At 69.2% G+C, this 25697-nt stretch carries 22 protein-coding genes; 17 read left to right on the forward strand and 5 right to left on the reverse strand.

Going from position 1 to position 25697, the window contains the following annotated elements:
* The first annotated feature begins 19 nt into the window (after positions 1–19).
* The 4 genes from F5544_RS11895 (at position 20) to F5544_RS11910 (ending at position 2756) form a co-directional block, all read left to right on the forward strand.
* Positions 20–478, forward strand: a complete 459-nt coding sequence (locus F5544_RS11895; protein WP_167473242.1) for a MarR family winged helix-turn-helix transcriptional regulator — start codon at positions 20–22, stop codon at positions 476–478.
* Positions 475–1884, forward strand: coding sequence for an MFS transporter (locus F5544_RS11900; protein ID WP_167473243.1), 1410 nt, complete (start codon positions 475–477; stop codon positions 1882–1884). The genes F5544_RS11895 and F5544_RS11900 overlap by 4 nt, the downstream gene beginning before the upstream one ends.
* An 11-nt stretch (positions 1885–1895) precedes the next feature.
* The gene (locus F5544_RS11905) at positions 1896–2477 is read left to right on the forward strand and encodes a hydrolase (RefSeq protein WP_167473244.1); all 582 of its coding nucleotides are present in this window, start codon (positions 1896–1898) and stop codon (positions 2475–2477) included.
* A 63-nt stretch (positions 2478–2540) separates the two neighbouring features.
* Positions 2541–2756, forward strand: a complete 216-nt coding sequence (locus F5544_RS11910; RefSeq protein ID WP_167473245.1) for a hypothetical protein — start codon at positions 2541–2543, stop codon at positions 2754–2756.
* Positions 2757–3512: 756 nt separating this feature from the next.
* Here the strand turns inward: F5544_RS11910 and F5544_RS11915 are convergent.
* Positions 3513–5633 carry a RecQ family ATP-dependent DNA helicase gene (locus F5544_RS11915; RefSeq protein ID WP_428847135.1) on the reverse strand — a complete coding sequence of 707 codons (2121 nt, stop codon included), beginning with the start codon at positions 5631–5633 and terminating at the stop codon, positions 3513–3515.
* A 151-nt stretch (positions 5634–5784) separates the two neighbouring features.
* Between F5544_RS11915 and F5544_RS11920 the strand changes: the two genes are divergently transcribed.
* On the forward strand, positions 5785–6273 hold the full coding sequence (locus tag F5544_RS11920) for a hypothetical protein (RefSeq protein WP_167473246.1): 489 nt from the start codon (positions 5785–5787) through the stop codon (positions 6271–6273).
* Between the two features lie 47 nt (positions 6274–6320).
* On the opposite strand, the gene F5544_RS11925 is transcribed toward F5544_RS11920, so the two are convergent.
* The 4 genes from F5544_RS11925 to F5544_RS11940 form a co-directional block, all read right to left on the reverse strand.
* Entirely contained in the window at positions 6321–7544 is a 1224-nt protein-coding gene (locus tag F5544_RS11925; RefSeq protein ID WP_167473247.1) for an RtcB family protein, read from the reverse strand.
* Between the two features lie 69 nt (positions 7545–7613).
* Positions 7614–8675, reverse strand: a complete 1062-nt coding sequence (locus tag F5544_RS11930; protein ID WP_167473248.1) for an amidohydrolase family protein — start codon at positions 8673–8675, stop codon at positions 7614–7616.
* A 1-nt stretch (position 8676) separates the two neighbouring features.
* Complete coding sequence (locus F5544_RS11935; RefSeq protein ID WP_167473249.1) at positions 8677–10041, reverse strand: glutamine synthetase family protein; 1365 nt, start codon at positions 10039–10041, stop codon at positions 8677–8679.
* A 64-nt stretch (positions 10042–10105) separates the two neighbouring features.
* A complete protein-coding gene (locus tag F5544_RS11940) occupies positions 10106–10984 on the reverse strand; it encodes a ribokinase (protein WP_167473250.1) in 879 nt (292 codons plus the stop codon).
* 43 nt (positions 10985–11027) lie between these two features.
* Between F5544_RS11940 and F5544_RS11945 the strand changes: the two genes are divergently transcribed.
* The 12 genes from F5544_RS11945 to F5544_RS12000 all read left to right on the forward strand — a co-directional run bounded on the left by F5544_RS11945 (position 11028) and on the right by F5544_RS12000 (position 25657).
* Positions 11028–12293, forward strand: coding sequence for a glutamate-5-semialdehyde dehydrogenase (locus F5544_RS11945; protein ID WP_167473251.1), 1266 nt, complete (start codon positions 11028–11030; stop codon positions 12291–12293).
* 45 nt (positions 12294–12338) lie between these two features.
* A complete protein-coding gene (locus tag F5544_RS11950) occupies positions 12339–13214 on the forward strand; it encodes an AAA family ATPase (protein WP_167473252.1) in 876 nt (291 codons plus the stop codon).
* Positions 13215–13217: 3 nt separating this feature from the next.
* Positions 13218–14642 carry a vWA domain-containing protein gene (locus F5544_RS11955; protein ID WP_167473253.1) on the forward strand — a complete coding sequence of 475 codons (1425 nt, stop codon included), beginning with the start codon at positions 13218–13220 and terminating at the stop codon, positions 14640–14642.
* A gap of 58 nt (positions 14643–14700) precedes the next feature.
* The gene (locus F5544_RS11960; RefSeq protein WP_238847204.1) at positions 14701–16524 is read left to right on the forward strand and encodes an HSP90 family protein; all 1824 of its coding nucleotides are present in this window, start codon (positions 14701–14703) and stop codon (positions 16522–16524) included.
* Between the two features lie 2 nt (positions 16525–16526).
* The gene (locus F5544_RS11965) at positions 16527–18587 is read left to right on the forward strand and encodes a hypothetical protein (protein ID WP_167473255.1); all 2061 of its coding nucleotides are present in this window, start codon (positions 16527–16529) and stop codon (positions 18585–18587) included.
* A gap of 55 nt (positions 18588–18642) precedes the next feature.
* Entirely contained in the window at positions 18643–19317 is a 675-nt protein-coding gene (nadD, locus tag F5544_RS11970) for a nicotinate-nucleotide adenylyltransferase (RefSeq protein ID WP_167473256.1), read from the forward strand.
* Positions 19314–19718, forward strand: coding sequence for a ribosome silencing factor (gene rsfS, locus F5544_RS11975; RefSeq protein WP_167473257.1), 405 nt, complete (start codon positions 19314–19316; stop codon positions 19716–19718). Before nadD ends, rsfS begins: the two co-directional genes overlap by 4 nt.
* Complete coding sequence (locus F5544_RS11980) at positions 19715–20374, forward strand: histidine phosphatase family protein (RefSeq protein WP_167473258.1); 660 nt, start codon at positions 19715–19717, stop codon at positions 20372–20374. The genes rsfS and F5544_RS11980 overlap by 4 nt, the downstream gene beginning before the upstream one ends.
* Positions 20364–21095, forward strand: coding sequence for a diglucosylglycerate octanoyltransferase (octT, locus tag F5544_RS11985; RefSeq protein WP_167473259.1), 732 nt, complete (start codon positions 20364–20366; stop codon positions 21093–21095). Before F5544_RS11980 ends, octT begins: the two co-directional genes overlap by 11 nt.
* Positions 21096–21938: a DegV family protein gene (locus tag F5544_RS11990; protein WP_167473260.1), complete on the forward strand. Its 843-nt coding sequence runs from the start codon at positions 21096–21098 to the stop codon at positions 21936–21938. It abuts the gene before it with no gap.
* A 178-nt stretch (positions 21939–22116) separates the two neighbouring features.
* Positions 22117–23142, forward strand: a complete 1026-nt coding sequence (locus tag F5544_RS11995; RefSeq protein WP_167473261.1) for a ComEA family DNA-binding protein — start codon at positions 22117–22119, stop codon at positions 23140–23142.
* A 31-nt stretch (positions 23143–23173) separates the two neighbouring features.
* Positions 23174–25657: a ComEC/Rec2 family competence protein gene (locus F5544_RS12000; protein WP_167473262.1), complete on the forward strand. Its 2484-nt coding sequence runs from the start codon at positions 23174–23176 to the stop codon at positions 25655–25657.
* Positions 25658–25697 lie beyond the last annotated feature (40 nt).

Raw genomic sequence — 25697 nt, forward strand, 5'->3', positions numbered from 1 at the left:
CGAGTGATTGCGAGCGACTATGGGTAACGCACCGAAACTCGATGGCCGGGTTGCCGAATCCGCCGTCCGGGCCGCCAACGATGTGCGCACTGTCTTCAGCAGATTGCGCCGCAGGTTCCGTGAGCTGGCGGTCGACGACGATCTGACCCCGTCACAGACCGCGGTGCTCAGCCGTCTCGAGAAGGACGGCCCCGCCTCGACGAGCGACCTGGCCGCCGCGGAGCGGGTGCGGCCGCAATCGATGGCGATGACGGTCTCCGCGCTGGTGGGTTACGGATACGTGGAGCGGCGGCCCGATCCGGCGGATGGCCGCAGGCAGCTGCTCTCGCTGACCGAGACCGGGCGGGTCAAAGCGCTCGGTGACCGGGCCGCGCGTCAGGAGTGGTTGTCGCACACCCTGCACGAGCGGTTCACCGAGGCGCAGCGCCGCACCATCATCGAGGCGATGGCATTGCTCGACGAGGTCGCGCAGTCGTGACGGAGGTTTCCGAAAGACCCGACAGCACAACGCGATTCGATCGGAAGCTGATCGCGCCGATGATCCTGGGTTCGATACTGAACCCGATCAACTCCTCGATGCTGGCGGTCGCGCTCATCCCGATCGGTCAGGCCTTCGGCGCGCCGCCCGCGCAGACGGCGTGGCTGGTCACCGCGCTGTATCTGGCCACGGCGGTGGGGCAGCCGGTGATGGGTCGGTTGGTGGACGGCTACGGGCCGCGCCCGCTCTACCTGATCGGCACCGGACTCGTCGGAATCGCCGGGCTGCTGGGCGCTTTCGCGCCGAACCTGGGCGTGCTGATCCTGGCCAGGGTGCTGCTCGGCTTCGGTACCTCGGCGGCCTATCCGGCGTCGATGTTCCTGCTGCGCAGCGAATCCGAGCGCACCGGGCTGGCGAATCCGGCGGGCATACTCGCCGCGCTGTCGATCGCGAACCAGGTGATGGCCGTCGTCGGCCCGACGCTCGGCGGGGTGCTGACCGCGCTCGGCGGCTGGCATCTGATTTTCACCATCAACGCGCCACTGTCGTTGGCCTGCTTGGTATTCGGCTGGCTGTGGCTGCCGAGATACGCGCAGCTTCCCGCCGTGGTGCGGCAGGGCCGCGACACCGGTGTCGATGTGCTCGGTATGGCGCTGCTCGCCGGTACGCTCGTCGCCGCGCTGCTGTTCTTGATGAAACCCCTTGCGGCGCACTGGTATCTGCCGGTGCTGGCGGTACTGCTCGGCATCGCGTTCGCGATCCGTGAGCTGCGCACCGCTGCGCCGTTCATCGACCTGCGGGTGCTCGGCGGCAATGCCGCGCTGTTGGCGACCTACGGGCGGCAGGTGCTCGCCTTCATCACCGCATACGCCTTCCTCTACGGCTTCACGCAGTGGTTGGAGGAGGGACGCTCGCTCAGCGCGTCGGCCGCCGGGCTGGTGCTGCTGCCGATGTCGGTGTGCGCCATCGCGATCACCGCGATCACCGGGCGGCGCAGTCAGGTGCGCGGCAAACTCGTCGCGGGCGCGCTGCTGCAGATCGCCGCGAGCGTCTGCCTGTTGTTCATCGGCGCGGGCAGCGCGGTGTGGCTGTTGGTCGGCGTCGGAGCCCTGGCCGGATTACCGCAGGGGCTCAACGGATTGGCGAATCAGAACGCGCTGTACCACCAGGCCGATCCGGCTCGGATGGGTTCATCGGCGGGTCTGCTGCGCACCTGCATGTACCTGGGCGCGCTGCTGGCCTCCGCCGCGACCGCCGCGGTGTTCCCGCACGTCGCCGACAGCGCCGGGATGCATCACCTCGCGGTGCTGTTGATCGTCGTCTCCGCGCTGCTGCTGCTATTGACCGTGGCCGACCGCTCACTCGGCCGGGTCGGACTGAATCACACTGTGTCGGAACAAAATTGAAAGGGATAGCCATGACCGTGACCACCCTCGACGAGCGGACCGCGCTGGTCGTCATCGACCTGCAGCACGGCATCGTCGCCGCGCCGAGGGCGCCGCACAGCGCCGAAACCGTCGTCGCGAACTCGGCCGCGCTCGCGCACGCCTTCCGCGCGCACGGCCTGCCGGTGGTGCTGGTGCGGGTCAGCTTCGCACCCGACGGCGCCGATCAGGCCAAGGGCCGCAACGAATTTCCGTTCCCACAGGGGACGCCACCGGAGGGCTGGGACCGGATCGTCGACGAACTCGTCGGTCATCCGGAGGACATCAACGTCACCAAGCGGAACTGGGGCGCCTTCTACGGCACCGACCTCGACCTGCAACTGCGCCGCCGCGGCATCACCCAGATCGTGCTGGCAGGCATCGCGACCAGCATCGGCGTCGAATCCACCGCGCGCGCCGCGCACGAACACGGCTACCACGTCACGCTCGCCGTCGACGCGATGAGCGATTCCGACGCCGCCGCACACGAACACAGCGTCGGCAAGATCTTCCCGCGCCTCGGCGAAACCGGCACCACCGCCGAAATCGTCGAACTGCTCGACAAGACCCGCTGACCAGTCCTTCGCCATGCGCGAACAGCATGGGCACGAGTAGCGCCGCGACGGCACACTGGCCGCATGGCGAAGAAACCGCGGCGACGCATCATCCGGCGACTGTTCATCCGAAGACGCACCGCACCCGTTGGCGGCGCACGCGGCTCGGACGACGATCCAGGCGGCACGGCGGGCGTGCGCGAACCCCGCCGCCCGCTCCCACCGGACCGTCCGCTGCACGCGGCAAGCGACCTTCCGCGTGAAACGCGGGTGATCGAGCTGCCCGACGCGCGCCAGTAGCGTAATTGGTTGGGGCGCAACGGGTTCCCGGCGTAGAGGATCGCTCGGTCGGGTTGGCGGTTGCGTCGCGGCTCGGTTGCCGAAGGGCGGGTCGGAGTGATCGGCGGCCTTTGCGCGTGGTCGCGTCGCTACGACGACTGGATCGCCTGAGCTGGGTGCGGGGTGCGCTGGTAGGCGGTGCGGCGGTTGCGTGCCACGGATGATGCTCTCCCCAGCATTGCCGGTACTGCCGCGCTTCCCTTTGAACCAGTAGGTACTTCGCTCGTGACGGCGTGTCGGACGACACGAGCCATCATCGTCGACGTGTCCCGACGTGTCTCGATGTCGCACCCCGTCTTCGAACAAAACACACGAAGTACGGGGTGTTCGGCTCGCAGACGAGGTGCGACTGGCTCTCTTATGGCTTTGACTGCGTAGGTAATTGGCGTGAGCGTGCGCGGGAGCAACGTCATTCGTGGTGCGCGACCGCCGCACCGCTCACCACGCAACCCCGCGCCTACCTCGGGCGATTCCGTCGTCGTAGCGACGCGACCATGCACTGGCGTACCGATCCGTCCAGACGGAGCCGGAAGCCGCCACATGCCAACGTATCTCACTAACCGAGGGAACGATCCAGTCGTAGCGACGCTACCAAGTGCGAAACCCGCCGATTACTCCCCACGGAGACGAAAACCGAAGCCCCGCATGGCCAAGGCCCCCGCGCCAGCCAGGGAACGATCCAGTCCCCGGCCCAGTGCGAAGTCGGCGATTGCCGAACTATGTCACCGAGGCCAGTGCGAACGGCAGTACCGCGGTGGCGCCGGCACGGCGGAGGGTGTGGGCGGCGAGGGTGAGGGTCCAGCCGGTGTCGGTGCGGCTGTCCACCAACAGGATTGGTCCGTCGACGGTGGTGAGATCCGGTACTTCCCACGAGTCGAAGAGTCCCGCGACGCGGTAGGCGGAGTTGGCGGCCGAGGCCGGGGTGCGGTCGGGGCGGGTGCGCAGGACGCCGAGGTCGCGGAGGCGGCCCACCTGTGCCAGCCGGGCGGCCAGGCTGGTGGTGAGAATCGGGTGGTCGGCGGAATCGTTGGCGATGACGGCGGTGGGGCGCGCGGCCCAATTCCAGTCGCGCAGCACCGCTATGCATGCGTCGAAGACGCTGTCCGGTACCGGGGCGTCGGGGCCGTCCAGTATGCCGCGCAGGCGCTGACCCCAGCCGAGGTCGGTGAGCCTGCCGAGTACACGGCCCGGTTCGGCGATGTCGGTTATCTTGCCGGACAACGGGATTCCGAGTTTCGCCAGACCTGTCGGCCACTGTTTGCGTAGCGCCAGATCGATACCGGGCCGGTCGAGTCGGGCGCGGGTGGCGGCGACGGCGTCGGCGGCCACCGCGGTGTCGGGCCGGGCGCCGGTGCAATTGTCGCAGCGCCCGCAGCCGGGTGAATCCGATTGGGCGGCAGGCAATCCCGGGTCATCGAGCTGGCGGCGCAGGAACTCCATCCGGCAGTCCGCGGTCGACTGGTAGTCGATCATGGCCTGCTGTTCCACCTCGCGGGCCGCGTTCAACCGCTCATAGCGCTCGGCGTCGTAGGTCCACGGTTCGCCGGTGGCGAGCCAGCCGCCGCGCACCCGGCGCACCGCGCCGTCCACGTCGAGCACCTTCAGCACCATCTCCAGCCGCGACCGGTTCAGTTCCACCAGCGGTTCCAGCGCCTGCGTCGACATCGGCCGCTCCCGGTCCAGCGCGTCGAGCACCGCGCGGACCACGTGTTCGCGCGGAAAGGCAACGGAGGCAAAGTAACTCCAGATCCGTTGGTCCTCGGGGCCGGGCAGCAGCACCACCTCGGCCCGTTCGGTGCCGCGACCGGCGCGGCCGACCTGCTGGTAGTAGGCGATGGGGGAGGAGGGCGCGCCGACGTGCACCACGAAACCCAGATCGGGTTTGTCGAAACCCATGCCCAGCGCCGATGTCGCGATGAGCGCCTTCACCTCGTTGTTCAGCAGTGCGGCCTCCAGCGCCTCCCGCTCGGCCGGATCCGTCTGCCCGGTGTACGCGGCGACGGTGTGCCCGTGCGAATTCAGCACGTCGGCCAGATCGTGCGCCGCCGCGACGGTGAGCGTGTACACGATGCCGGAGCCGGGCAGCCGACGCAGGTGGCCGCTGAGCCACGCCGTGCGCTCCACCGCATCGTCGAACCGGACCACCGACAGGTGCAGCGATTCGCGGTCCAGGGTGCCGCGCAGCACCAGGGTGTCGGTGCCGATCTGCGTCGCGACGTCGCGGACCACCCGGTCGTTGGCGGTCGCGGTGGTGGCGAGCACCGGGACGTCGGAGCCGAGATCGGCGATCAGGGTGCGGATGCGGCGGTAGTCGGGGCGGAAATCGTGCCCCCAGTCCGAGACGCAGTGCGCCTCATCGATCACGACGAGTCCCGCGTCGGCGGCGAGCTTCGGCAGCACCTGATCGCGGAAGTCCGGATTGTTGAGCCGTTCCGGACTCACCAGCAGCACGTCGACCGCGCCCGCCGCGACACCGGCGTGTATTTCATCCCATTCGGTGACATTGCCCGAATTGATGGTCGCCGCGACGACCCCCGCCCGCCCCGCGGCCGCGACCTGATTGCGCATCAGCGCGAGCAGCGGCGAGACGATCACCGTCGGCCCGCGCCCCGCCGCCCGCAGCAGTTTGGCGGCGATGAAGTACACCGCCGACTTACCCCAGCCGGTGCGCTGCACCACCAGCGCCCGCTGCCGCCGCACGACCAGCGCCTCGATGGCGGTCCACTGGTCCTCGCGCAGGCGCGCCGACGGCCCGGCCAACTCCCGCAGCAGCTGCTCGGCGCGTGCGCGCAGTTCGGGAGTCGCCAGGTCTGCGATGGTTCCGGTCGCCGTGGTCACCCGGACCATACTGCCCGAAGACACCGACAAGAGTTGTCGGCTATCGGTCCGACATCGGACCGCGCCGATTCATTCACCGCGAATTGTCTGGGGAGGAAGGAGAATAGGGCGAACATCATCCCCATCGGTGGGAGCGCGCAGGAGGCCAAGCATGTCGAGCAACTATCAGCCGCCGGCGGGCTGGTCCCCGCCCGGCGCCCAGTTCCGGAGCAAGTCCACGGTGGGCCGCACCGTGTTCGGAACGGTATTCGCGCTGGTGGTGACCCCGATCGGGATAGGTCTAGCGGCCAACGGCGCCGCCGACACCAGGCAGTGGATCATTCTCGGCGATGCCACCGCGCGCTGGGGTTCGTCGTTCCAGATCATCGGCGGCGCGCTGCTGCTGTTCCTGGTCGCGGCGTTCGCGGCCTACTCACCCGCCGGGACCGCCATCGCGGGGCTGGTATGGGGTCTGGTGCCGGGGCTGGCGCACGTGTTCTTCCCGGAGGACACCTTCACCCAGATCCACGATCTGCCCGCGCTGTCGGATTCACTGCGTCAGGCGCTGTACTCGTGGGTGATCAACGGCTTCCCGCTGCTGCTCGGCGCGCTGCTGATCGCCACCGCGGTCGCGGCGACCCTGCGACGGCGCACCGACTGACCGCCGGGGCGAGGCGGGCCGCGAATTCTCCTGGCCCGCCTCGTTTTTCAGCCCTTGACGCAGAGCACCTGGCGCAGCGTCGCCACCACGTCGACCAGATCCCGCTGCGCGGCGATGACCTCGTCGATGTCCTTGTACGCGGCCGGGATCTCGTCGACGACACCCGCGTCCTTACGCGATTCCACGCCCTCGGTCTGCGCGACCAGATCGGCGACGGTGAACTGGCGCTTGGCCGCGGCCCGGCTCATCCGGCGGCCCGCCCCGTGCGATGCGGACTGGAAGGAATCCGGATTTCCCTTGCCGCGCACCACATACGAGCGGGTGCCCATCGAACCCGGGATCAGGCCGAGATCGCCGACGCCCGCCCGGATGGCGCCCTTGCGGGTCACCAGCATCGGCATTCCGTCGATCAGCTCCTCCGCGACATAGTTGTGGTGGCAGGAGATCGGCTCGTCGAAATGTACCGGGCGCCCGGCGAATTCGTCGCGAACCGCGCGGCATACCAGGGCGAGCATCACGGCGCGGTTGCGCGCGGCGTACTCCTGCGCCCAGGTCAGATCGCGCCGGTAAGCATCCATTTCCGGTGTGCCGGAAAGGAATACGGCCAGATCGCGATCGACCAGGTCGCGGTTGTGCGGCAGCGCGCGGGCCACCGTCATATGCCGCTCGGCCAGTTCCTTGCCGATATTGCGGCTGCCGGAGTGCAGCAGTATCCACACGGTGTCGTGCTCGTCCAGGCATACCTCGATGAAGTGGTTACCGCCGCCGAGCGTGCCCATCTGCTTGTGCGCCTTGGACTCCCGAGCCTGCACCCCCTCGTCGAGCGAGCCGAACGCGCCCCAGAAGGTGTCCCAGCCGCGTGCGCTGCGGGCCGCCGCACCGTGCGATGCGGCGAATTCCGCGCCAAGGCGGGTGACGTTCACCGGGTCGTCGTGCGCCTGGAAGCCGACCGGCACCGCGGCCTCGATGCGCGAACGCAGCGAGCGTAGATCGTCCGGCAGGTCGGCGGCGGTGAGATCGGTCTTCACGCTCTCCATCCCGCAGCCGATATCGACGCCGACGGCCGCCGGGGCGACCGCGTCCCGCATGGCGATGACCGAACCGACCGTCGCACCTTTACCGAGGTGCACGTCCGGCATGACGCGCACGCCGTGGACCCATTCCAGCCGCGCGATATTGCGCAGCTGTTGCACCGCGGCAGGCTCGATGTCCTGTTCGGTGGCCCACATCAGCGTCCGCGCACGGGTTCCGTGCAGCTCGACGGGCAACATTGCGGTCGTCCTTTCTCGTGTCCGTGACCATCAACGGTAGGGACCGAGCGGCCGCGACGCACTCGAATATCAGAGCCGGTAGGTGCGCTCGGCGTTGCCGTACGCGATCGCCGCGATCAGGCGGTCGGCGTCGGCGAGGGTGAGCACGTCGTCGGCGAGCCAGCCGTCGATGACCGCGCCGAGGCCGTCGCGCCAGAGTTTCGCGCCGAGGTAGTGCAGTTCGGGCAGCCCGTAACCGTCGGATGAATAGAGCAGCGCGCCGAACGGCGCGAGTTCGAGCGTTTCGGCCAGCAGTGCCGTGGCGCGTTGTCCCACATAGGGAATCGCCAGCCCGAGGTCCAACCGGACGTGGTCGAAGGCGTGCGCGAGATAGGCCGCGTTACGGTGAAATGGCCAGCAGTGCAACAGCATCACCGAAAGTCCGGTGCCCGCGGTCGCGTGCAGGAAGTCGGTGAGCAGCGCCGGATCCGCGCGGTGCAGGCGCAGGTCCGGATCGCCGAATCCGGTGTGGATCTGCAGCGGCAGACCGTATTCGGCGCCGAGCCGGGCGCCGAGCCCGACCAGCCAGCCGATGAGGTTGCGGTCGGTGATCCTGGCCTGCGGGATGAGCGCGGCGGGCGGCCGATGGGTGACCGGGAAGTCGAGCCCACAGCGGTAGGCGGCGATGGTCTTGAGCCCGACGGCAGTGCCGATGCGAGCGCGCAAGGCCGCCTCGATATCGTCGAATATCGTTGCCGTAGCGCCGTTCTCGGCGATTACCTGCTCGGCGACCTGTTCCAGCCGGACGATCTCGCGCACCTCGCCGCCGCTCAGCTCGGCGAATCCGGCCAGGTCGGCGCCGCCGTAGCCGGTGTCGAGGAACCAGCGGGTCACCCCGGCCGCGCCGAGTAGTCGGGAAGTGGCTTCGCGCCAGCCGATTTCGGCCCGGCGAGCCAGGTACTCCGCGGCATCCGCATGCGGTGGCAGATCGAGTATCGGTGCACACCAACGCCTTACCGCGAGACCTATCGCCGAATCGAAGGTGCCGCGCGGCCCCTCGCTGAGCAATTCCTCGAAGCCGGGCCGGTCGAGTTGTCGAGTGACGACGCCGTGGCAGTGGTGATCGGTCAGCGGTATCTCGGTGGTGCGCACGTCAGAACCGCCAGCGGGTCAGCTCGACGAGTTCCAGCGGATCGGTCTGCGCGTAGCGCTCCGCCTCGGCCCGGCGCACCGTGAGCAGCGCGTCGTGCAGTTCCGGGCCCATCGCCTCGGCCAGCACGGTGGACTTGGCCAGCCGCTCCGCCGCCTCGACGGACGACATCGGCAGCCGCCGCACTCCGGACAGCATGAGTTGCTCGGCATCGAAAGTCATCGGATCCCCGGTGATTTCGGGTGGCAGCCGCAGCTCCTCGTGCACTCCGGCCAGGCCCGCCGCGATCACCGCACCGACGATCAGGTACGGATTGCCGGTCGCGTCAAGGCATTTCACCTCGGCATTGGCCGCCCGCTCCTCGGTGCCGCGCACACCGGTGATGAAACGCAGCGCCGCCTCCCTGGTCTCCCGGCCCCAGCACTGCCAGACCCCGGCCCAGCGCGACGGTTCCAGCCGCAGGAAACTCGCCGGATTGCCCGCGCCGACCGCGACGAGCGCGGGCAGCTCGCGCAGGATGCCGGCCAGAAATGCCTCGCCCGCCGGTCGCATCCCGTGGTGGCCGGTGCCGCCCGCGAATAGCGATCCGCTCCCGTCGCGCACCGAAAAATGCAGGTGCGCACCGGATCCGGCGCCGCCGGGCTCGATGCACGGCGCGAGCATGGCCCGCCAGCCGTATCGGCGGCTCTGCTCCCGGATGGTGTGCCGCACCAGCACCGCGTCGTCGGCCGCGCCGACCGGTTCGTTCGGCGACACCGACAGCTCCAGCTGGGAGAGCGCGTATTCCGGGTGGAACTGCTGTACCTCGATCTGCTGTCGGGTCAGCGTATCGACGAGATCCCTTGCGTAGTCGGCGATTTGGCCCAGCCGGGTGATGCCGTACCCGGGACCGTACAGCACCGGGTCGAATTCGGCGGTGTCGGCGCCGAGCGCCCACTCGGTTTCGAACGCCATCGAAAGCCGCAGCCCCTGCCGCCGCGCCGCCTCGGTCTGGCGGGCCGCGAAATCGCGTTGGCAGGCGACGAAGCGGGTGCCCTCCTGGGTGTACTTGTCCGCGGGCGCCCAGGCCCAGCCGGGCTGGCAGGCCAGCTCGGTGAGCCGGGACAGATCAGGGATCAGCCGCAGGTCACCGTCGGGACCGCCCAGATATTTGCCGGTGGCCATCAGGTCGTCGAAGGTGAAGGTTTCGAAGCACGGCGATACCCCGACCCCGAATCGCGCGGCATCGGCCAACCGGGCCGCTGGCACGGTTTTCACCCGTGTGATGCCCGCGTTGTCCACGAAGGACAACACGACCATCTGTGCATCGATACGACCGATCGCGCCGAAATCGCCGTCGGCCGGTATGCGTTCCGGCGTTGAGGACATGGAATCGACGATAAACGGCCGCGGCCGGGTGTGCTGCCGAGTCGGTGAATCGGCGGACGCCGCACTACTGTTCGCCGGCGAGCGCGGCCGCGATATCGGCGCGGGCCGGAATGGAACTGCTCGCACCGAGTTTCGTCGTGGCCAGTGCGCCGGCGGTACTCGCCCAGGCCAGCGCGCGTTCCGGGCCGCGGTGCCAGGCGGCAGCGAGCGCGCCGGTGAAGGTGTCACCCGCGCCCGTCGTATCGACCACCTCGACTCGCGGGCTCGGTACCTGCGATTCGCCGCCGGGCCCGCGATAGGTCGCGCCCGCCGCGCCCTGGGTGATCACCAGATGCGTGACCTTGTCGAGGGTGCCGCCGAGCTGTTCGGCCTCGCCGGAATTCACAACGGCGATATCGACATTCGCCCACAACTCGTCCGGGAGGGGTTGTGCCGGTGACGGATTGAGCATCACCATGGTGCCGTTCGCGCGGGCGTGCCGGGCCGCGGCCGCGACGGTCGGAACCGGAATCTCCAACTGGCACAGCAGGATATCCGCCTTCGCGATGACATCGAGTTCGGCGGCGGTGAGGGTGGTGAGCGTCGCGTTCGCGCCGCCGACCACGATGATGCTGTTCTCGCCCGACCCGTCGACGACGATCGCGGCGACCCCGCTCGGGCCCGCGACGGTGCGCAGCAGGCCGGTGCCGACACCGGAATCCGCGAGGACCCGCCGCAATTCGGCGGCGAACAGATCGTCGCCGACCGCGCCGAGGAATTCGACCGTATGCCCGGAACTCCGGGCCGCGGCGATGGCCTGATTGGCGCCCTTACCGCCGGGCACCAGCCGGAAGCCGGTGCCGAGCACGGTTTCCCCCGGCGCGGGCCGCCGCTCGGTGGTGGTCACCAGATCCATATTGACGCTGCCGAGTACGGCGATCAGTGGCGCTCGATCGGGACACATATACCGGACGCTACCCGTAACCGCGGGTCAGTACGCTGTACCCATGACGGTAGGTACGACGCCCGAGCTGGATGTTCGCGAGGCGGTGCACGCGGCCGCACGAAGGGCTCGGATCGCGTCGCGGGCGCTGGCCCAGCTCACGACCGCGCAGAAGAATACGGCCCTGCACGCTGCGGCCGACGCGCTGCTCGCCGCCGCCGAATCCGTGCTCGCGGCCAATGCCGAGGACATCGCCGCGGCCGCGGCCGCGGGCACCGAGGATTCGCTGCTGGACCGGCTGCGGCTGACCAAGGCCAGGATCGACGGTATCGCCTCCGGTCTGCGTCAGGTGGCGGGCCTGCCGGATCCGGTCGGCGTCGTGGTGCGCGGTTCGACGCTGCCGAACGGTCTGGAGATCCGTCAGGTGCGGGTGCCGCTCGGCGTGGTCGGCATGGTGTACGAGGCGCGGCCGAACGTCACCGTCGACGCCTTCGGGCTCGCGCTCAAATCGGGTAATGCCGCACTGCTGCGCGGCTCCTCCTCGGCCGCGAAATCCAATGCCGCGCTGGTCGCGGTGCTGCGGGAAGCACTTGCGGCACAAGATATTCCGGCCGACGCGGTGCAATTGCTGCCGAGTGCGGACCGGTCCAGCGTCACCCATCTGATCCAGGCGCGCGGCCTGGTGGACGTGGTGATCCCGCGCGGCGGCGCCGGACTGATCAACGCCGTGGTGCGCGACGCGCAGGTGCCGACCATCGAGACCGGCACCGGCAACTGCCACGTCTACGTGCACGCCGCCGCCGACCTGGACATGGCCGAGCAGATCCTGATCAACGCCAAAACGCGCAGGCCCAGCGTGTGCAACGCCGCCGAAACGGTGCTCATCGACGCCGCCGTCGCCGATGTCGCGGTGCCGAAATTGACGCGGGCGCTGGAGCGGCACGGCGTCACCATTCACGGGGACCTGCCAGGTCAGGTGCCCGCCACCGACGCGGACTGGGGCGAGGAGTACCTCACCCTGGATATCGCGCTCAAGGTGGTCGCCGACCTGGACGCCGCGGTCGAGCACATCAACACCTGGGGCACCGGCCACACCGAGGCCATCGTCACCGGTGAGCTGGCCGCCGCCCGCGAATTCACCGCCAGGGTGGATGCCGCCGCGGTCATGGTGAACGCCTCCACCGCCTTCACCGACGGCGAGCAGTTCGGGTTCGGCGCCGAAATCGGCATCTCCACCCAGAAGCTGCACGCCCGCGGCCCGATGGCGCTGCCGGAACTTACCTCCACCAAATGGATCGTGTGGGGCGACGGCCAGATCCGGCCGGTTTAGCCGCGAAGCACCGCAGCGCGGCGGTTCTACAGGAAGGACTGCACAGTGGCCGATGCAGAGCAGAAGCCGATCTTCACCTCGGTCGACGATGTCGTCGAGCGTCTCGCCGAGACCGGCTATCTGGCCGACAAGGCAACGGCCACTTCGGTTTTCCTCGCCGACCGGCTGGGCAAACCACTGCTGATCGAGGGCCCGGCCGGTGTCGGCAAGACCGAGCTGGCCCGCGCCGTCGCCCAGAGTTCGGGCGCGGAGCTGGTCCGGTTGCAGTGCTACGAGGGCGTCGACGAGGCCCGCGCGCTATACGAGTGGAATCACGCCAAGCAGATTCTGCGCATCCAGGCGTCGAGCGAAAATGATTGGGCCGAAACGAAGGCCGACGTTTTCACCGAGGAATTCCTGCTATCGCGCCCGCTGCTCACCGCGATCCGGCGCACCGAGCCGACGGTGCTGCTCATCGACGAAACCGATAAGGCCGACGTCGAGATCGAGGGACTGCTGCTGGAAGTGCTGAGCGATTTCGCGGTCACCGTCCCGGAATTGGGCACGATCACCGCCAGCCGGAAACCGTTCGTCGTGCTCACCTCCAATGCCACCCGCGAACTGTCCGAGGCGCTCAAGCGACGCTGCCTCTACCTGCATCTGGACTTCCCGGACGAGGAGCTGGAGCGGCGCATCCTGGCCAGCCGGGTGCCGGAGCTGTCCGCCGCCGTCGCCGCCCAACTGGTGCGGATCGTGCACGTGCTGCGCGGTATGCAGCTGAAGAAGCTGCCGTCGGTGGCCGAATCCATCGACTGGGGCCGCACCCTGCTGGCGCTGGGCCTGCACGATCTCGACGACGCCACCGTGCGCGCGACGCTCGGCGTCGTGTTGAAACATCAGAGCGACCACCAGCGCGCCCTGACCGAGCTGAAGCTGGCCTGAGGCATGGCCCCGGGTTCGGCGCCGACGGAGCTGCCGCTCGATGCGCCGCACGGGCTGCCGGGTCATCTCGTCGGTTTCGTGGAAGCATTGCGGGCCAGGGGAATTCCGGTCGGTCCCGCGGAAACCGTCGACGCGGGCCGGGTGCTGACCGTCCTCGATCTGCTCGACCGCGAGGTGCTGCGCGAGGGTTTGGCGTGCGCGCTGCTGCGCCGCACCACCCATCGCGCCACCTACGACGGGCTGTTCGATCTGTGGTTCCCGGTGGCGCTCGGCGAGCGAACCGGCGCGCTGGACGAGATCGAGATCCCGCATCGGCCGTCCGGCGAGGTCGACATTCCGGCACTGCGTGAACTGCTCGCCGGACTCCTCGCCCAGGACAATGCGACCCAGCAGCTGGAGCTGTTGGCCGCGCAGCTGGTCGACCAGCTCGGCCAATACCAATCCGGGGGCGGCCCTTCGTTTTCCGCGTATCAGGCACTGAAAGACGTGCAGCCGCAGACACTGTTGGCCAGGATCCTGGCCGGGCTGGCGGCCGGGCCGGACACCAGCGAATTCGATATGGAGATCGCGCGCCGCGCGGCCCGGCAGCGCATCGCTGGCTTCCGTAGCGCGGTGGAGGCCGAGACGCGCAGGCGGGTCGCCGAGCGCGTCGGCCGCGAGCGGGTCGCGGGCTACGGGGTGGCCCGGCAGGCCGAGGACGTGGATTTCCTGCGCGCCTCCGAACGCGAACTCGCCGAACTGCGCCGCAGCACGCAGCGGCTGGCCCGCATCCTGGCCTCGCGACTCGCGGTGCGGCGCAGGCATTCCCGGCGCGGCGAGATCGATCTGCGGCGCACGCTGCGCAAGTCCATGTCCACCGGCGGCGTGCCGATCGATCTGGTGAACCGCAAGCCGCGGCCCGGTCGTCCGGAACTGGTGCTGATGTGCGATGTTTCGGGTTCGGTCGCCGGATTCAGCAACTTCACCCTGCTGCTGGTGAGCGCGCTGCGCGAGCAGTTCTCCCGGGTGCGGATCTTCGCATTCGTCGACGATGTCGACGAGGTGACCCAATTCTTCGATCCGCGAACGCAATTGGATAAGGCGATGGCCCGGATATTCACCGAGGCGCAGGTGGTCGGCAGCGACGGGCATTCGGATTACGGTGCGGCGCTGCGCGGATTCGCCGCGGGCTGGCCCGACGCCGTCACCAGCCGCAGCTCGCTGCTGATCCTCGGCGACGCCCGCACCAACTACCGGGACCCGCGCCTGAATACGCTGCGCGACCTGGTCGGCGTCGCGAAACACGCGCACTGGCTCAACCCGGAACCGATGGGCCAGTGGGGTTCCGGCGACTCCGCCGCCGACGAATACCGGCAGGTGATCGAGATGCACGAATGCCGGTCGGCCCGGCAACTCACCGCGGTGGTCTCCCGGCTGCTGCCGGTGTGATCGAAGCGATCAGCTTTCGTTAAGCCGACCATAGGGTCTTTGCGGGACCATGCGCGGCATGGCGAATACGACCAACAACGTCTTCCAGGTCGATCTGCGGGGGATCGTCGATCTGCTGTCGCATCATCTGTATTCGGGCCCGCGCGTGTACGTTCGCGAGCTGTTACAGAACGCGGTGGACGCGGTCACCGCCCGGCGGCAGCACGATCCGTTGGCGCCGAGCGATATTCGCCTCGATATCGAACAGGGCGGCCTGTGCGTCACCGATCCCGGAATCGGGCTGACGGAGGCCGATGTGCACCGCTTCCTGGCCACCATCGGCCGCTCCGCCAAGCGCGACGATATCGCGGGCGCGCGCCGGGAATTCCTCGGGCAGTTCGGCATCGGGCTGCTGGCCTGTTTCACCGTCGCCGAACATATCCGGGTGGTGAGTCGCTCGGCGATCGATCCGGCGGCCGCACCGGTGGAATGGGTGGCCGGCGCCGACGGCACCTATTCGGTACGGGTGCTCGCGCCGCGGGACCATCCGGAGCCGGGTACGACGGTCCATGTGACGCCGCGCGCCGGGGCCGGATCGTGGTTCGCCCCCGAGCGGGTCGTCGAGCTGGCCCGTGAGTACGGTTCGCTGCTTCCGTATCCGGTGACGGTGCGCGCCGAGGGGGAATCCGTCTGTGTCACCGAGGGTTTGCCGGTTTGGCGGCGGAAGTTCGGTTCGCCGGAGGAGCGCAGGCTCGCCCTCCTCGAATACGGCGCGCGCACATTGGGTTTCGCGCCATTGGACGTCATCGAACTGGATGCTGATCTGGCCGGGGTGCACGGCGTGGCCTATGTGCTCGCACAGCCGGGCAATCCCGCCGATACCGGCGCGCACCGGGTCTACCTGAAAGGGATGCTGCTCGGCGCGGCCGTGCGCGGATTGCTGCCGGACTGGGCGTTTTTCGTGCGCTGTGTGCTCGATACCGATTCGCTGCGGCCCACCGCCTCGCGCGAGGGTCTCTACGAGGACGAGCGCCTCGCCATCGTGCGTGAGGTGCTCGGCGAGCAGGTGCGCTGCTGGCTCACCGATATCGCCGCCACCGCGCCGAACCGGCTGGCCGCCTTCCTCGCGGTGCATACGCTCGGCGTGAAGGCGATGGCCAGACATTCGCCGGAGCTGCTGCGAATCATGTTGCCGCACCTGTTGTTCGAGACGACGGACGGTCGCGTCCCGCTGAGCGAATTCGCCCGCAACCATCCGGTGGTCCGGGTCACCGCGACAGTCGAGGAGTTCCGCCAGGTGGCCGCGATCGCGGCGGCCCAGGGCGTGGGGGTGGTCAACGGCGGCTATGTCTATGACCGCGAGCTGATTTCGCTGCTCCCGCACGTCCTGCCCGAAGTGACGGTCGCGGACCTGGATCCGGACACGCTCACCGCGGCACTCGATACCGTCGCGGCGGCCGACGAATTGGCGCTGGCCCCGATGCTGGCGACGGCGCGCGCCGCACTGGACCGGGTGGGCTGCGAGGTGATCGTGCGGGCCTTTCATCCGGTTTCGGTGCCCGCGCTGTACCTGGACGGCCGGGCCGCGCGCAACGAGCGCGCCAGGGCCGAGACCGCTGCAGAGGCCGACGATTTGTGGACCGAAATCCTCGGCGCCCTCGAATCCTCGATTCCGCGTGCGCAATTGGTGCTGAATCTGCACAGCCCGGTGGTGCGCGGCCTGCGCCGCATCGATGACCCCGCCTTCCTGCGCACGGCCGTGGAATCGCTGTACGGCCAGGCCCTGCTGATGACCCACCGCCCGCTGCGCCCCGCCGACACCGCGCTGCTGAACCGCGCCTTCGGCGAATTCCTCGACTGGGCGACGCGGCACGCCGTCGGGAACGGCGAAGGAGAACGCTGACCATGAACCCCGACGAAATCCGCGCCGCACTCGACCGGAGCGCGGCGCTGCCGCACGGCCGGATCCGCACCGAGCACCTGGAAACCCTTGCCGCGGAGGCGAAATCCGGTTCGGACCGGCGGCTGGAAGGTCAGGTGCTGCTCGCCCTGGTGCAGGCGTACAGCTACGCGGGTGAACGCGACCTGGCCCCGGTCGCCTACGGCAGGCTGCTGCACATCTACGACGAATTCCCGGTCGAACTCGGGCCGCTCACGTCATCGATCCACTGGTATCTGAAGTGGATGACGTGGGGCCTGATCGATAACCCGGCCATTCCGCTGCCCACCGTGCACCGCTGGCTCGACGAGCTCGAAAACCGTTACCGGCTGCGCGGTTACAGCCTGCGGCCGGTTTTCGCGTTGCGCGCCGAACTGGCCAGGGAGACCGGTGACGCGGATTCGGCGCGGGCGCTGCTCGACGCGTCGATGGCCGCGCCGCGCGACGGCATGTCCGACTGCGGCGCCTGCGAGCGCAACGAATGGGGCAGGACCAGTGCGTATTTCGGCGATGACGAGGCGGCGCTGACACACTGGCAGCCGGTGCTCGACTCCGAGCGCACCTGTGTGGAGGAACCGCACCGGGTATTCGCGCAGGCGCTTCTGCCGCTCGTGCGCACCGGCAGGCTGGCCGACGCCCGCAATGCGCACCTCACCGGCTATCAGCTGGTGCGGCACGCGCCCGACCTGCGGCATTCGGTTGGTATGCATATCGAATTCTGCGCGTTGACCGGTAACGAGGCGCGCGGTCTGGAAATCCTGGCGGCACATGCCGGTTGGCTCACCGATCCGGGTTCGGATGTGGCACATCGTCTTTCGTTCGTTACCGGGGTGTGCGTACTGCTGCGGCGGTTGACCGTACTCGGTCTCGGCGAGTTGAGCATCGGCACCGGATCGGCGAATTCGCTGCTGGCCGAGCTGGATTCGGAGATCGCCGAGCTGTGCACCCGGTACGACCTGCGCAACGGCAATACCGTCGTGAGCACCAGGATCGCTGGACGGCTGGCCCGGCAGCCGCTCGTCGACCAGCTGCCGCTCGGGCTGGGCGCCACCTTCGTGAAACGGACGCACGGATCCGCGGTGCCCGCATTCGCCGACGCGATCACCGAACGCGGGACGGTCATCACCCGGTCCGGTGGTCCCGCGGCGTCCACGGAGTCGGCCGATTCGGCCGTCGCGCCGGACAGCGACGCCGCGGACCGGGCCGCCGAGGCGCGCCGGTTGGCCGAACTCGGCACCGCCCAACTCTCGGATGATCCGAGCTCGGCGGAAGCGCTGCTGCGGCACGCCCTTTCGCTCGGCGCCCCGGTATTGCCCGCCGAGCATACGGCGCGGATGAGCGCGCAACTCGTCATCGCTATCGCCGGACAACCCGGTAACGAGCTGAAGTTGGCCGACGCGGCGCTGCGGGCGGCCGCCCGGTGGGAGGAGATCTCCGTCGCGGATGCGGTGCACCACACGCTGATCGCGGCCAGGGCGCTGCACCGGGCCGAACGGCACGGCGAGGCGGTCGCCCTGTTCGAACAGGCGTTGGCAGGTACCGAGATTCCCTATCCGGATGTCGAATTGGCGGTCGTGCGTGGCCAATTCGGCGAGTCACTGCGGGCATTGCGCCGAGACCGGGAGGCGATCGAGCAGTTCGCGCTCGGCGCCGGACTGGTGCCGTCCGACAGCGACCGCGGCGTGCTGCGTGCCGAACTCGCGCGATCGGCCGCGGCGGCGCTGAGCGCCTGCGGCGAGGACGAACGCGCGCTCGCCGCGTACCTGCATGCCGCCGAGATGTTCGGCCGCGCCGGACGGGCACTCGACCGGGTCCGCTGCCTGCGCGCCGCGGCCCGGACACAGCGCTGGCTCGGCGCGCCCGAGGCCGGGGGCCGTCCATGGCTGGACACCATGGCCGCCGTGCTGGCCGAACTGACGGAACTGGCGGCCGGGGATACCGCGCCGGAGGTGACCGCCGAACTCGCCGATGCCAGGGATCAGCTGGCCGAAATGCGGCGGCGGGAGGGCACCGGCAGGGCCGACTAGACGTAGCTCACAGCGAACGTACCGCTCGTAACGTCAACCACTAAGCTCGGCAATCATGCACGAGAACGGTCGGCGCCGACGCAAGCTGGGGGTGATGGGCGGCACCTTCGACCCCATCCACCACGGCCACCTGGTTGCCGCGAGTGAGGTTGCCAACAGGTTCGAACTGGACGAGGTGATCTTCGTCCCGACCGGTCAACCATGGCAGAAGGCGGGCGTGGCGGTCAGCCCCGCCGAGGACCGCTACCTGATGACGGTCATCGCGACCGCCTCCAACCCGCGGTTCTCGGTGAGTCGCGCCGATATCGATCGGGGCAAGGTCACCTACACGGTGGACACCCTGCGCGAGATGCAGGCCGCCTATCCGGACGCCGAGCTGTACTTCATCACCGGAGCGGATGCGTTGGCCAACATCCTGACATGGCACGATTGGGCGGAACTGTTCGAACTGGCCAAGTTCGTCGGAGTGACCCGTCCCGGATACGAGCTGAACACCGACCATCTCGAGGAACATCTGCGTGATCTTCCCGCCGATGCGGTGACCATGATCGAAATCCCGGCCCTGTCCATCTCGTCGAGCGAATGCCGGCGCCGCGCCGCCGAGAATCGGCCGGTGTGGTACCTCGTCCCCGACGGCGTGGTGCAGTACATATCGAAGCGGCACCTATATGCCGCGCAGGAAGCGGAAGGTCCATTGAGCGTGGGTAAGCGGAGCGAGGCACAGGAATGACGGCATCGGTGGAGTCGGTGGAGATGGCGCAGGTCGCCGCGCGGGCCGCGGACGAGAAGCTGGCCTCCGACGTCGTGGTGCTCGACGTGTCCGAGCAACTGGTGATCACCGACTGCTTCGTCATCGCATCCGCGCCGAACGAGCGGCAGGTCAATGCCATCGTCGACAATGTCGAGGAGAAGCTACGCGCGGCCGGGCACAAGCCGGTGCGGCGCGAGGGCACCAGGGAGGGCCGCTGGGCGCTGCTCGACTACGTGGACGTCGTGGTGCACATCCAGCACAACGACGAGCGCAATTTCTATGCGCTGGAACGATTGTGGAAGGACTGCCCGGTGGTTCCCGTCGATGGCATCGGCGTCGATCCGCGTCAGGTCAGAACGGATGTGGAAGGCGCCGAGTGAGTAAGTATGCCGGTGTTCGCACGCTGATTCTGTTGCGGCACGGGCAGACGGAGTGGAACGCCGTCGACCGGATGCAGGGGCAGATCGACACCGATCTCACCGAACTCGGTAGGCGTCAGGCGAAAGAGGCCGCGCGCGAACTGGTTTCGCGCAACGCCATCGCGATCGTCTCCTCCGATCTGCGCCGCGCGTACGACACCGCGACGGCGCTGGCCGAGCACACCTCGCTGTCGGTCGAGACCGATCCCCGGCTGCGCGAGACGAACCTCGGCCGGTGGGAGGGGCTGACCCATTACGAGGTCGACGCCGAATACCCGGGCGCGCGGGTGGCCTGGCGGCTGGACGCCGAGTACACGCCGCCGGATGGAGAGAGCAAACTGCGGGTCGGGGCGCGGGCGCTGCCGGTCGTGCGGGAGCTGTACACCGAGCGACAGGATTGGCCCGGCCGCACTATCATCCTGGTGGCGCACGGCGGGCTGATCGCCGCCCTCACGGCCGCGCTGCTCGACCTGCCGCCCCGCAACTGGCCTGCCCTCGGCGGCTTGGCCAACACCAGCTGGGTGCAGCTCAGCAGCCACGGCCCGAGCATCGATCAACCCGGCTGGCGCCTGGACGTGTGGAATGCGGCGGCGAAGGTGGCACCGGATGTCCTCTGAAGATCCGACCAGGCAGGGCCGGCCGGTGCTGCTGGTGATCGCCGACTCGTTGGCCTATTTCGGCCCGAAGGGCGGGCTGCCCGCCGACGACCCCAGGATCTGGCCGAATCTCGTTGCGGCCGAATTGGGTTGGGATGTCGAGTTGGTGGCCAGGATTGGCTGGACCTGCCGGGACGGATACTGGGCGCTGATCGGCGACCCGCGGGTGTGGGCCGCGGTGCCGCGCGCGGGCGCGGTGGTGTTCGCGGTCGGCGGCATGGACAGTCTGCCGTCCCCGCTGCCGACCGCGCTGCGCGAGCTCATCCGTTACCTGCGCCCGCCCGCGGTGCGCAGGCGGGTCAGGGAGACCTACAACTGGCTGCAACCGCGGCTGTCCAAACTCGGCAGGCCCGTCGCGCTGCCGCCGCACGTGAGCGTCGACTATCTGGAGCAGTCGCGAAATGCGTTGGCGCAGTTGCGGCCCGAGCTGCCGATGGTGGCCGTACTGCCGTCGGTGCACGACTGCGAGGCGTACGGCCGGGTGCATTCCGGACGTGAGCCCGCGGTGCGCGCGCTGCTGGAATGGTCTGGGCGCACCGGTGTTCCGCTGGTCGACCTCGCGAAAGCGGTGCGCGACAACATATTCTCCGGCGAGGCTAACCCTGATGGCATCCACTGGGGCTGGGCCGCGCACGTCGAGGTGGCCAGGGCCATGGTGAAAACCCTGCAGGAGGTTCGGTAGTTGGCCGTCGTGGTCGTCACCGATTCGTCCGCCTGTCTGCCCGCCGAATTCGTCGACGAACTGGGAATCGCCGTCGTCCCACTGCATGTGCTGATCGGCGACCGCGCGATCCGGGAGGGCATCGACCCGATCGAGATCGACTATGCCGCCGACACCGTCACCACCTCGGCCGCCTCACCGGGTGAGCTGCGCGAGGTCTACGAACAGGCATTGGCCCGCAGCGACGGTGATGGCGTTGTGGCCGTACATATTTCGCGTCAGCTGTCCGGCACCTGGGAGGCGGGCAGGCAGGCGGTGCGGGATATGGACGCAGCAGATCAAGTGCGCCTGGTCGATTCGCTCGGCGCCGGGCTGGCCACCGGGCTGCCGGTGCTCGCGGCGGCGCGGCGGGCGCGGGCGGGCGCCGCGCTGGACGTCGTCTACGACACCGCGGTCGCGACCGCGAGCCGGGCGCGCACCTTCATCCTCGTCAACCGCACCGAACAGCTGCGGCGCGGCGGCCGATTGAGCAGTGCCGCAGCGTTTTTCGGCAGCGAGCTGGTCACCAAACCGCTGTTGCAGATCGTCGAGGGACGGCTCGAACTGCGGGAGAAAGTCCGCACCAGGTCCAAGGCGTACGCGAAACTCGTCGCCGCCGCGGTCGATGCGGCGGGCGATGACGGCGCGGCCGTCGCGGTGCAGCACCTCGGCGCGGCGGACGCGGCCGAAACCGTTGCCGCGCAATTGCGCGAGCTGATTCCGGGCATTCGCGAACTCGTCGTCGCCGAATTCGGCCCCGCGCTCGGCGTACACCTCGGCCTCGGTGCGGTCGGCGTGCTCGTCGTGCCCGGCGGCTGCGCCTGACCACAACCCGCACTTCGCGGCCGCCGCGATCCGACCGTTTCGCCGAGAATCTGGTGCGACGCTGATCGTGCGGCGTGGCGGCGGCGAGTTGTACACAGCGGCGCGGTTATCCCCAGACTTCTTGAAATGCCTGGTCGCAGCGCGGATTCGGCGGTAGGCCGCGCTTAACGTCGCGGCCATGTCACGACATGACGAGCGCGAGCGGATTCGGCGGCGGCTCGGCGCGCTGCAGCGCGATATCGGGGCCGGGCGGGCTTCGGCGATCGGGGCGGCCCCGGCGCGGGCCGGTGGGGTGCGGATGCGTCCCATCCCGCTCGGCTCGCCGATCAGCGGATTCCGCGGACGGCCCGGCGATCCGAGATCCGTCGCGCGACCGGACGCCGCGGACTCCGACGTGTGCGGCGCCGCAACGGATTTCGGGAAGTGGGAGCTCGAACAGCTCGCGCCCGAGCCCGGCCGCCGCGACGGCGAATTCGCCGCCGTCGAACGACCCAAATGGCTCGACGAACCGGCGGATCGCGCCGGTTGGTGGGAACGCCTTGTGCCGGAACGGTTTCGCGGGACCCGGCTCGATCCGGGCCGCCGCGGCGTGCTCACCCTCGCCGCGGTCGGACTCGCCGCGGTGGCCGTCGCCGTCGTCATGGTGGTGCGCGACCGGCCGGTCGCCCAGGCGGTGCCGCCGCCGACGGTTCATCCGGCGGCCACCTCGGCCCGCGCCGTGCACGCCTCGGGCGCACCCTCCGTCGCGCCGCCCGCGAACACCGAATTGGTGGTCAGCGTGGTCGGATTGGTTCGGCGCGGCGGCCTGCATCGCCTGCCGCCCGGGTCCAGGGTCGCCGATGCCGTCGCGGCCGCGGGCGGCGCCACCGAGGAGGCCGACCTCACCGGCCTCAACCTGGCACAGCGCCTCCAGGACGGCGACCAGGTCGTCGTCGGCTCCCGGCAGAGCCAAGCCAGATCCGGCAGCAGCACCGTCGGCGGCGCGAACACCACCGCGTCCGGCCGCCCCGCCGTTCGCATAGACCTCAACACCGCCACCGAATCCGAACTCGACGCCCTCCCCGGCGTCGGCCCGGCCACCGCCCGCGCCATCCTCACCTGGCGCGCCACCAACGGCCGCTTCACCGACGTATCCCAGCTATCCCAAATAGATGGCATCGGCCCGGCCAAACTCTCCCGCCTCCGCGACCTGGTGACCGTATGACCCGGAAAGGGCGTGCCTGCGAGGCGCGCGGATGAGCGGAATCGATGGGGCCGGGGATGTTGATCCGCGGGCGGCGGATGAGCATGCGGGGGAGTTGGCCGTACTGGATGCGCGGCTGGTGCCCGCGGCGGTGTTCTGTTGGGCCGCAACGATTGTGGCGCTGGCAGCGGGGTGGGTTGCCGGACTGCTGCTTGCCGTCGGGTTGATGGTGGCGGCCATCGGGTTGTGGGTGCTGCTGCTGTGGGCGATGGCGCATCGCAGTGAGCGGTTGCGGGCGGTCGCGTTGGTCGCGCTGGCGGCGGTGCTGCTCGGCGCCGGATTCGCGGTGGCCGCCGCATGGCGGGAGTACCGGGTGGCGACCCATCCGCTGCGGGCCGTCGCCGGGCGGTCGATGCAGGTGGTCGTCACACCGAGCGCGGACCCGAAGGCGGTGCGGTCCAACGCCTTCGGCGAACAGCGGTGGGTGGTGCGAGCCACGCTGCGCGAGTATCGGAGCGGCGCGAAATCCACCACGGTGGGCGGCGCGGTGGTGATCCTGGCATCGGGCGAGGAGTGGGCCACCCTGCTGCCGGGGCGGCCGATGACCTTCCGGGCCCGCGCCGAGCCGCCGCGCAGACACGACCTCACGGTGGCCACCCTGCGGGCGCAGGGTCCGCCGGAACCGGCCGGCGCACCGCCGTGGTGGCAGCGGGTCGCCGGTTACGTGCGCGCCGAACTGTCGGCCGCGGCCGCGGGCGCGCTCGGCCCGGATGCGGCCGGACTGCTGCCCGCCGTGGTCGTCGGCGATACCTCTCGGCTGCCCGAACACGTCACCGAGGATTTCGAAATCGCGGGGCTGGAACACATTTACGTGGTGAGCGGAGCCAATTTCTCGATTCTGCTCTCGGCCGTGCTCTGCGTGGTCCGGATGCTGACGCTGGGGCCGCGCGCGCAGGCGGCCGTCGCCACGCTGACGCTGCTGCTGTTCGTGGTGATCGCCAGGCCCGATCCGAGCGTGCTGCGGGCCGCCGGGATGGGTGCGGTGACCCTGCTCGCCATGGTGACCGGTCGGCGCAAGCAGGCGCTGCCCGCCCTGTGTGCCGCGATCATCGGATTGCTCGCGCTGGCACCGGAATTGGCGATGCGAGCCGGATTCGCGCTGTCGGCGTTGGCCACCGCGGGCCTGATTCTGCTGGCGCCGAGCTGGTCCGACTGGTTGCGGGCCCGCGGCTGGTGGCGCGGGCCCGCCGAATCGGTCGCGGTGGCCGTCGCCGCGTTCGTGGTCACCACCCCGCTGCTCATCGCGCTGTCCGGCAAGCTGAGCACGGTATCGATTCTGGCGAATATCCTGGTGGAGCCGGTGATCGGCCCGATCACCGTGCTCGGTGTGCTCGCGGCCGTGCTCTCGGTCGTCTGGCCGCCGCTCGCCGAAGCGGTGCTGCTGTGTGCGCGCCCATTGCTGTGGTGGTTGCTCTCGGTCGCCGAGCGCTTGGCCGCCGTGCCGGGCGCGGAGCTGGCGATACCCGGCGGAACCGGCGGCGGCATTCTGGCATGCGCACTGCTCGTCGTCGCCGTGCTGGCGCTGCGGTCGCGGCGGGTGCGCAGGCTGGCCGCCGTTATCACGATTTGCCTTGCGGCCGTGCTGGTTCCGGTCCGGGTCTGGCATCCGGGCTGGCCGCCGCCGGGCTGGGTGCTGGCCGCCTGCGATGTCGGCCAGGGCGACGGGCTCGCGCTCTCGCTCGGTGGTGGCGCCGCGATCGTCGTCGATGTCGGTCCGCAGCCGCGACTCATGCGCTCCTGCCTGGATCGGTTGCGTATCACCACAATTCCGCTGTTGCTGCTGTCGCATCCGCACGCCGACCATATCGGTGGCCTCGCGGGGGCGCTGCGCGGTCGCACGGTCGCGGCGATCGCGGTAGCCGCGGGAGAGCTGGCGGCCTCTCATTCACCTCCGGCGAACAGAAGTGCGGCACAGCACCATTCGTCGAAAACCGGCTTCGAGCGTGAGCCGGTCGCCGATATCGCCGAGGTGGTCTCCGCCGCACGGGCGGCCGACATTCCGCTTCTGGAATTACAGTCCGGTGCGGAATTGAATTTCGGCCCGGTCGAATTGACGATTCTGGCCCCGATATCGAGCGGTGCAGCACAATCTTCCGCCGACAACGCCAATGACCGTTCGATTGTCTTCGCTGCCAAAACGCCTGCGGGCCGAATCCTGTTCACCGGAGATATCGAGGCCGAAGCCCAACGCGCGTTGGTTAACTCCGGCGCACCGGTACAGGCCGACATCCTCAAAGTCCCGCATCACGGATCACGAACCACCGCAGCGGAATTCCTGGACGCTGTTCACCCGCGTCTAGCCGTGGTGAGCGTCGGCGCGGACAACACCTTCGGCCACCCGAATCCGGCCATCCTGGCCCATCTCTCGGCCCTCGGCGCGACCGTGGTCCGGACGGACCATCAGGGTGACGTGCTGATCCTCGGATCCGGCCCGACCCTGCGCACCGTTGCGCGCCAGCGAAATTCCGGCGACTGATTGCCGCAATCGACTTAATCTTTCATGAGAGGAGTTGGCT

The organism is Nocardia arthritidis, assembly GCF_011801145.1.
Taxonomy (GTDB): domain Bacteria; phylum Actinomycetota; class Actinomycetes; order Mycobacteriales; family Mycobacteriaceae; genus Nocardia; species Nocardia arthritidis_A.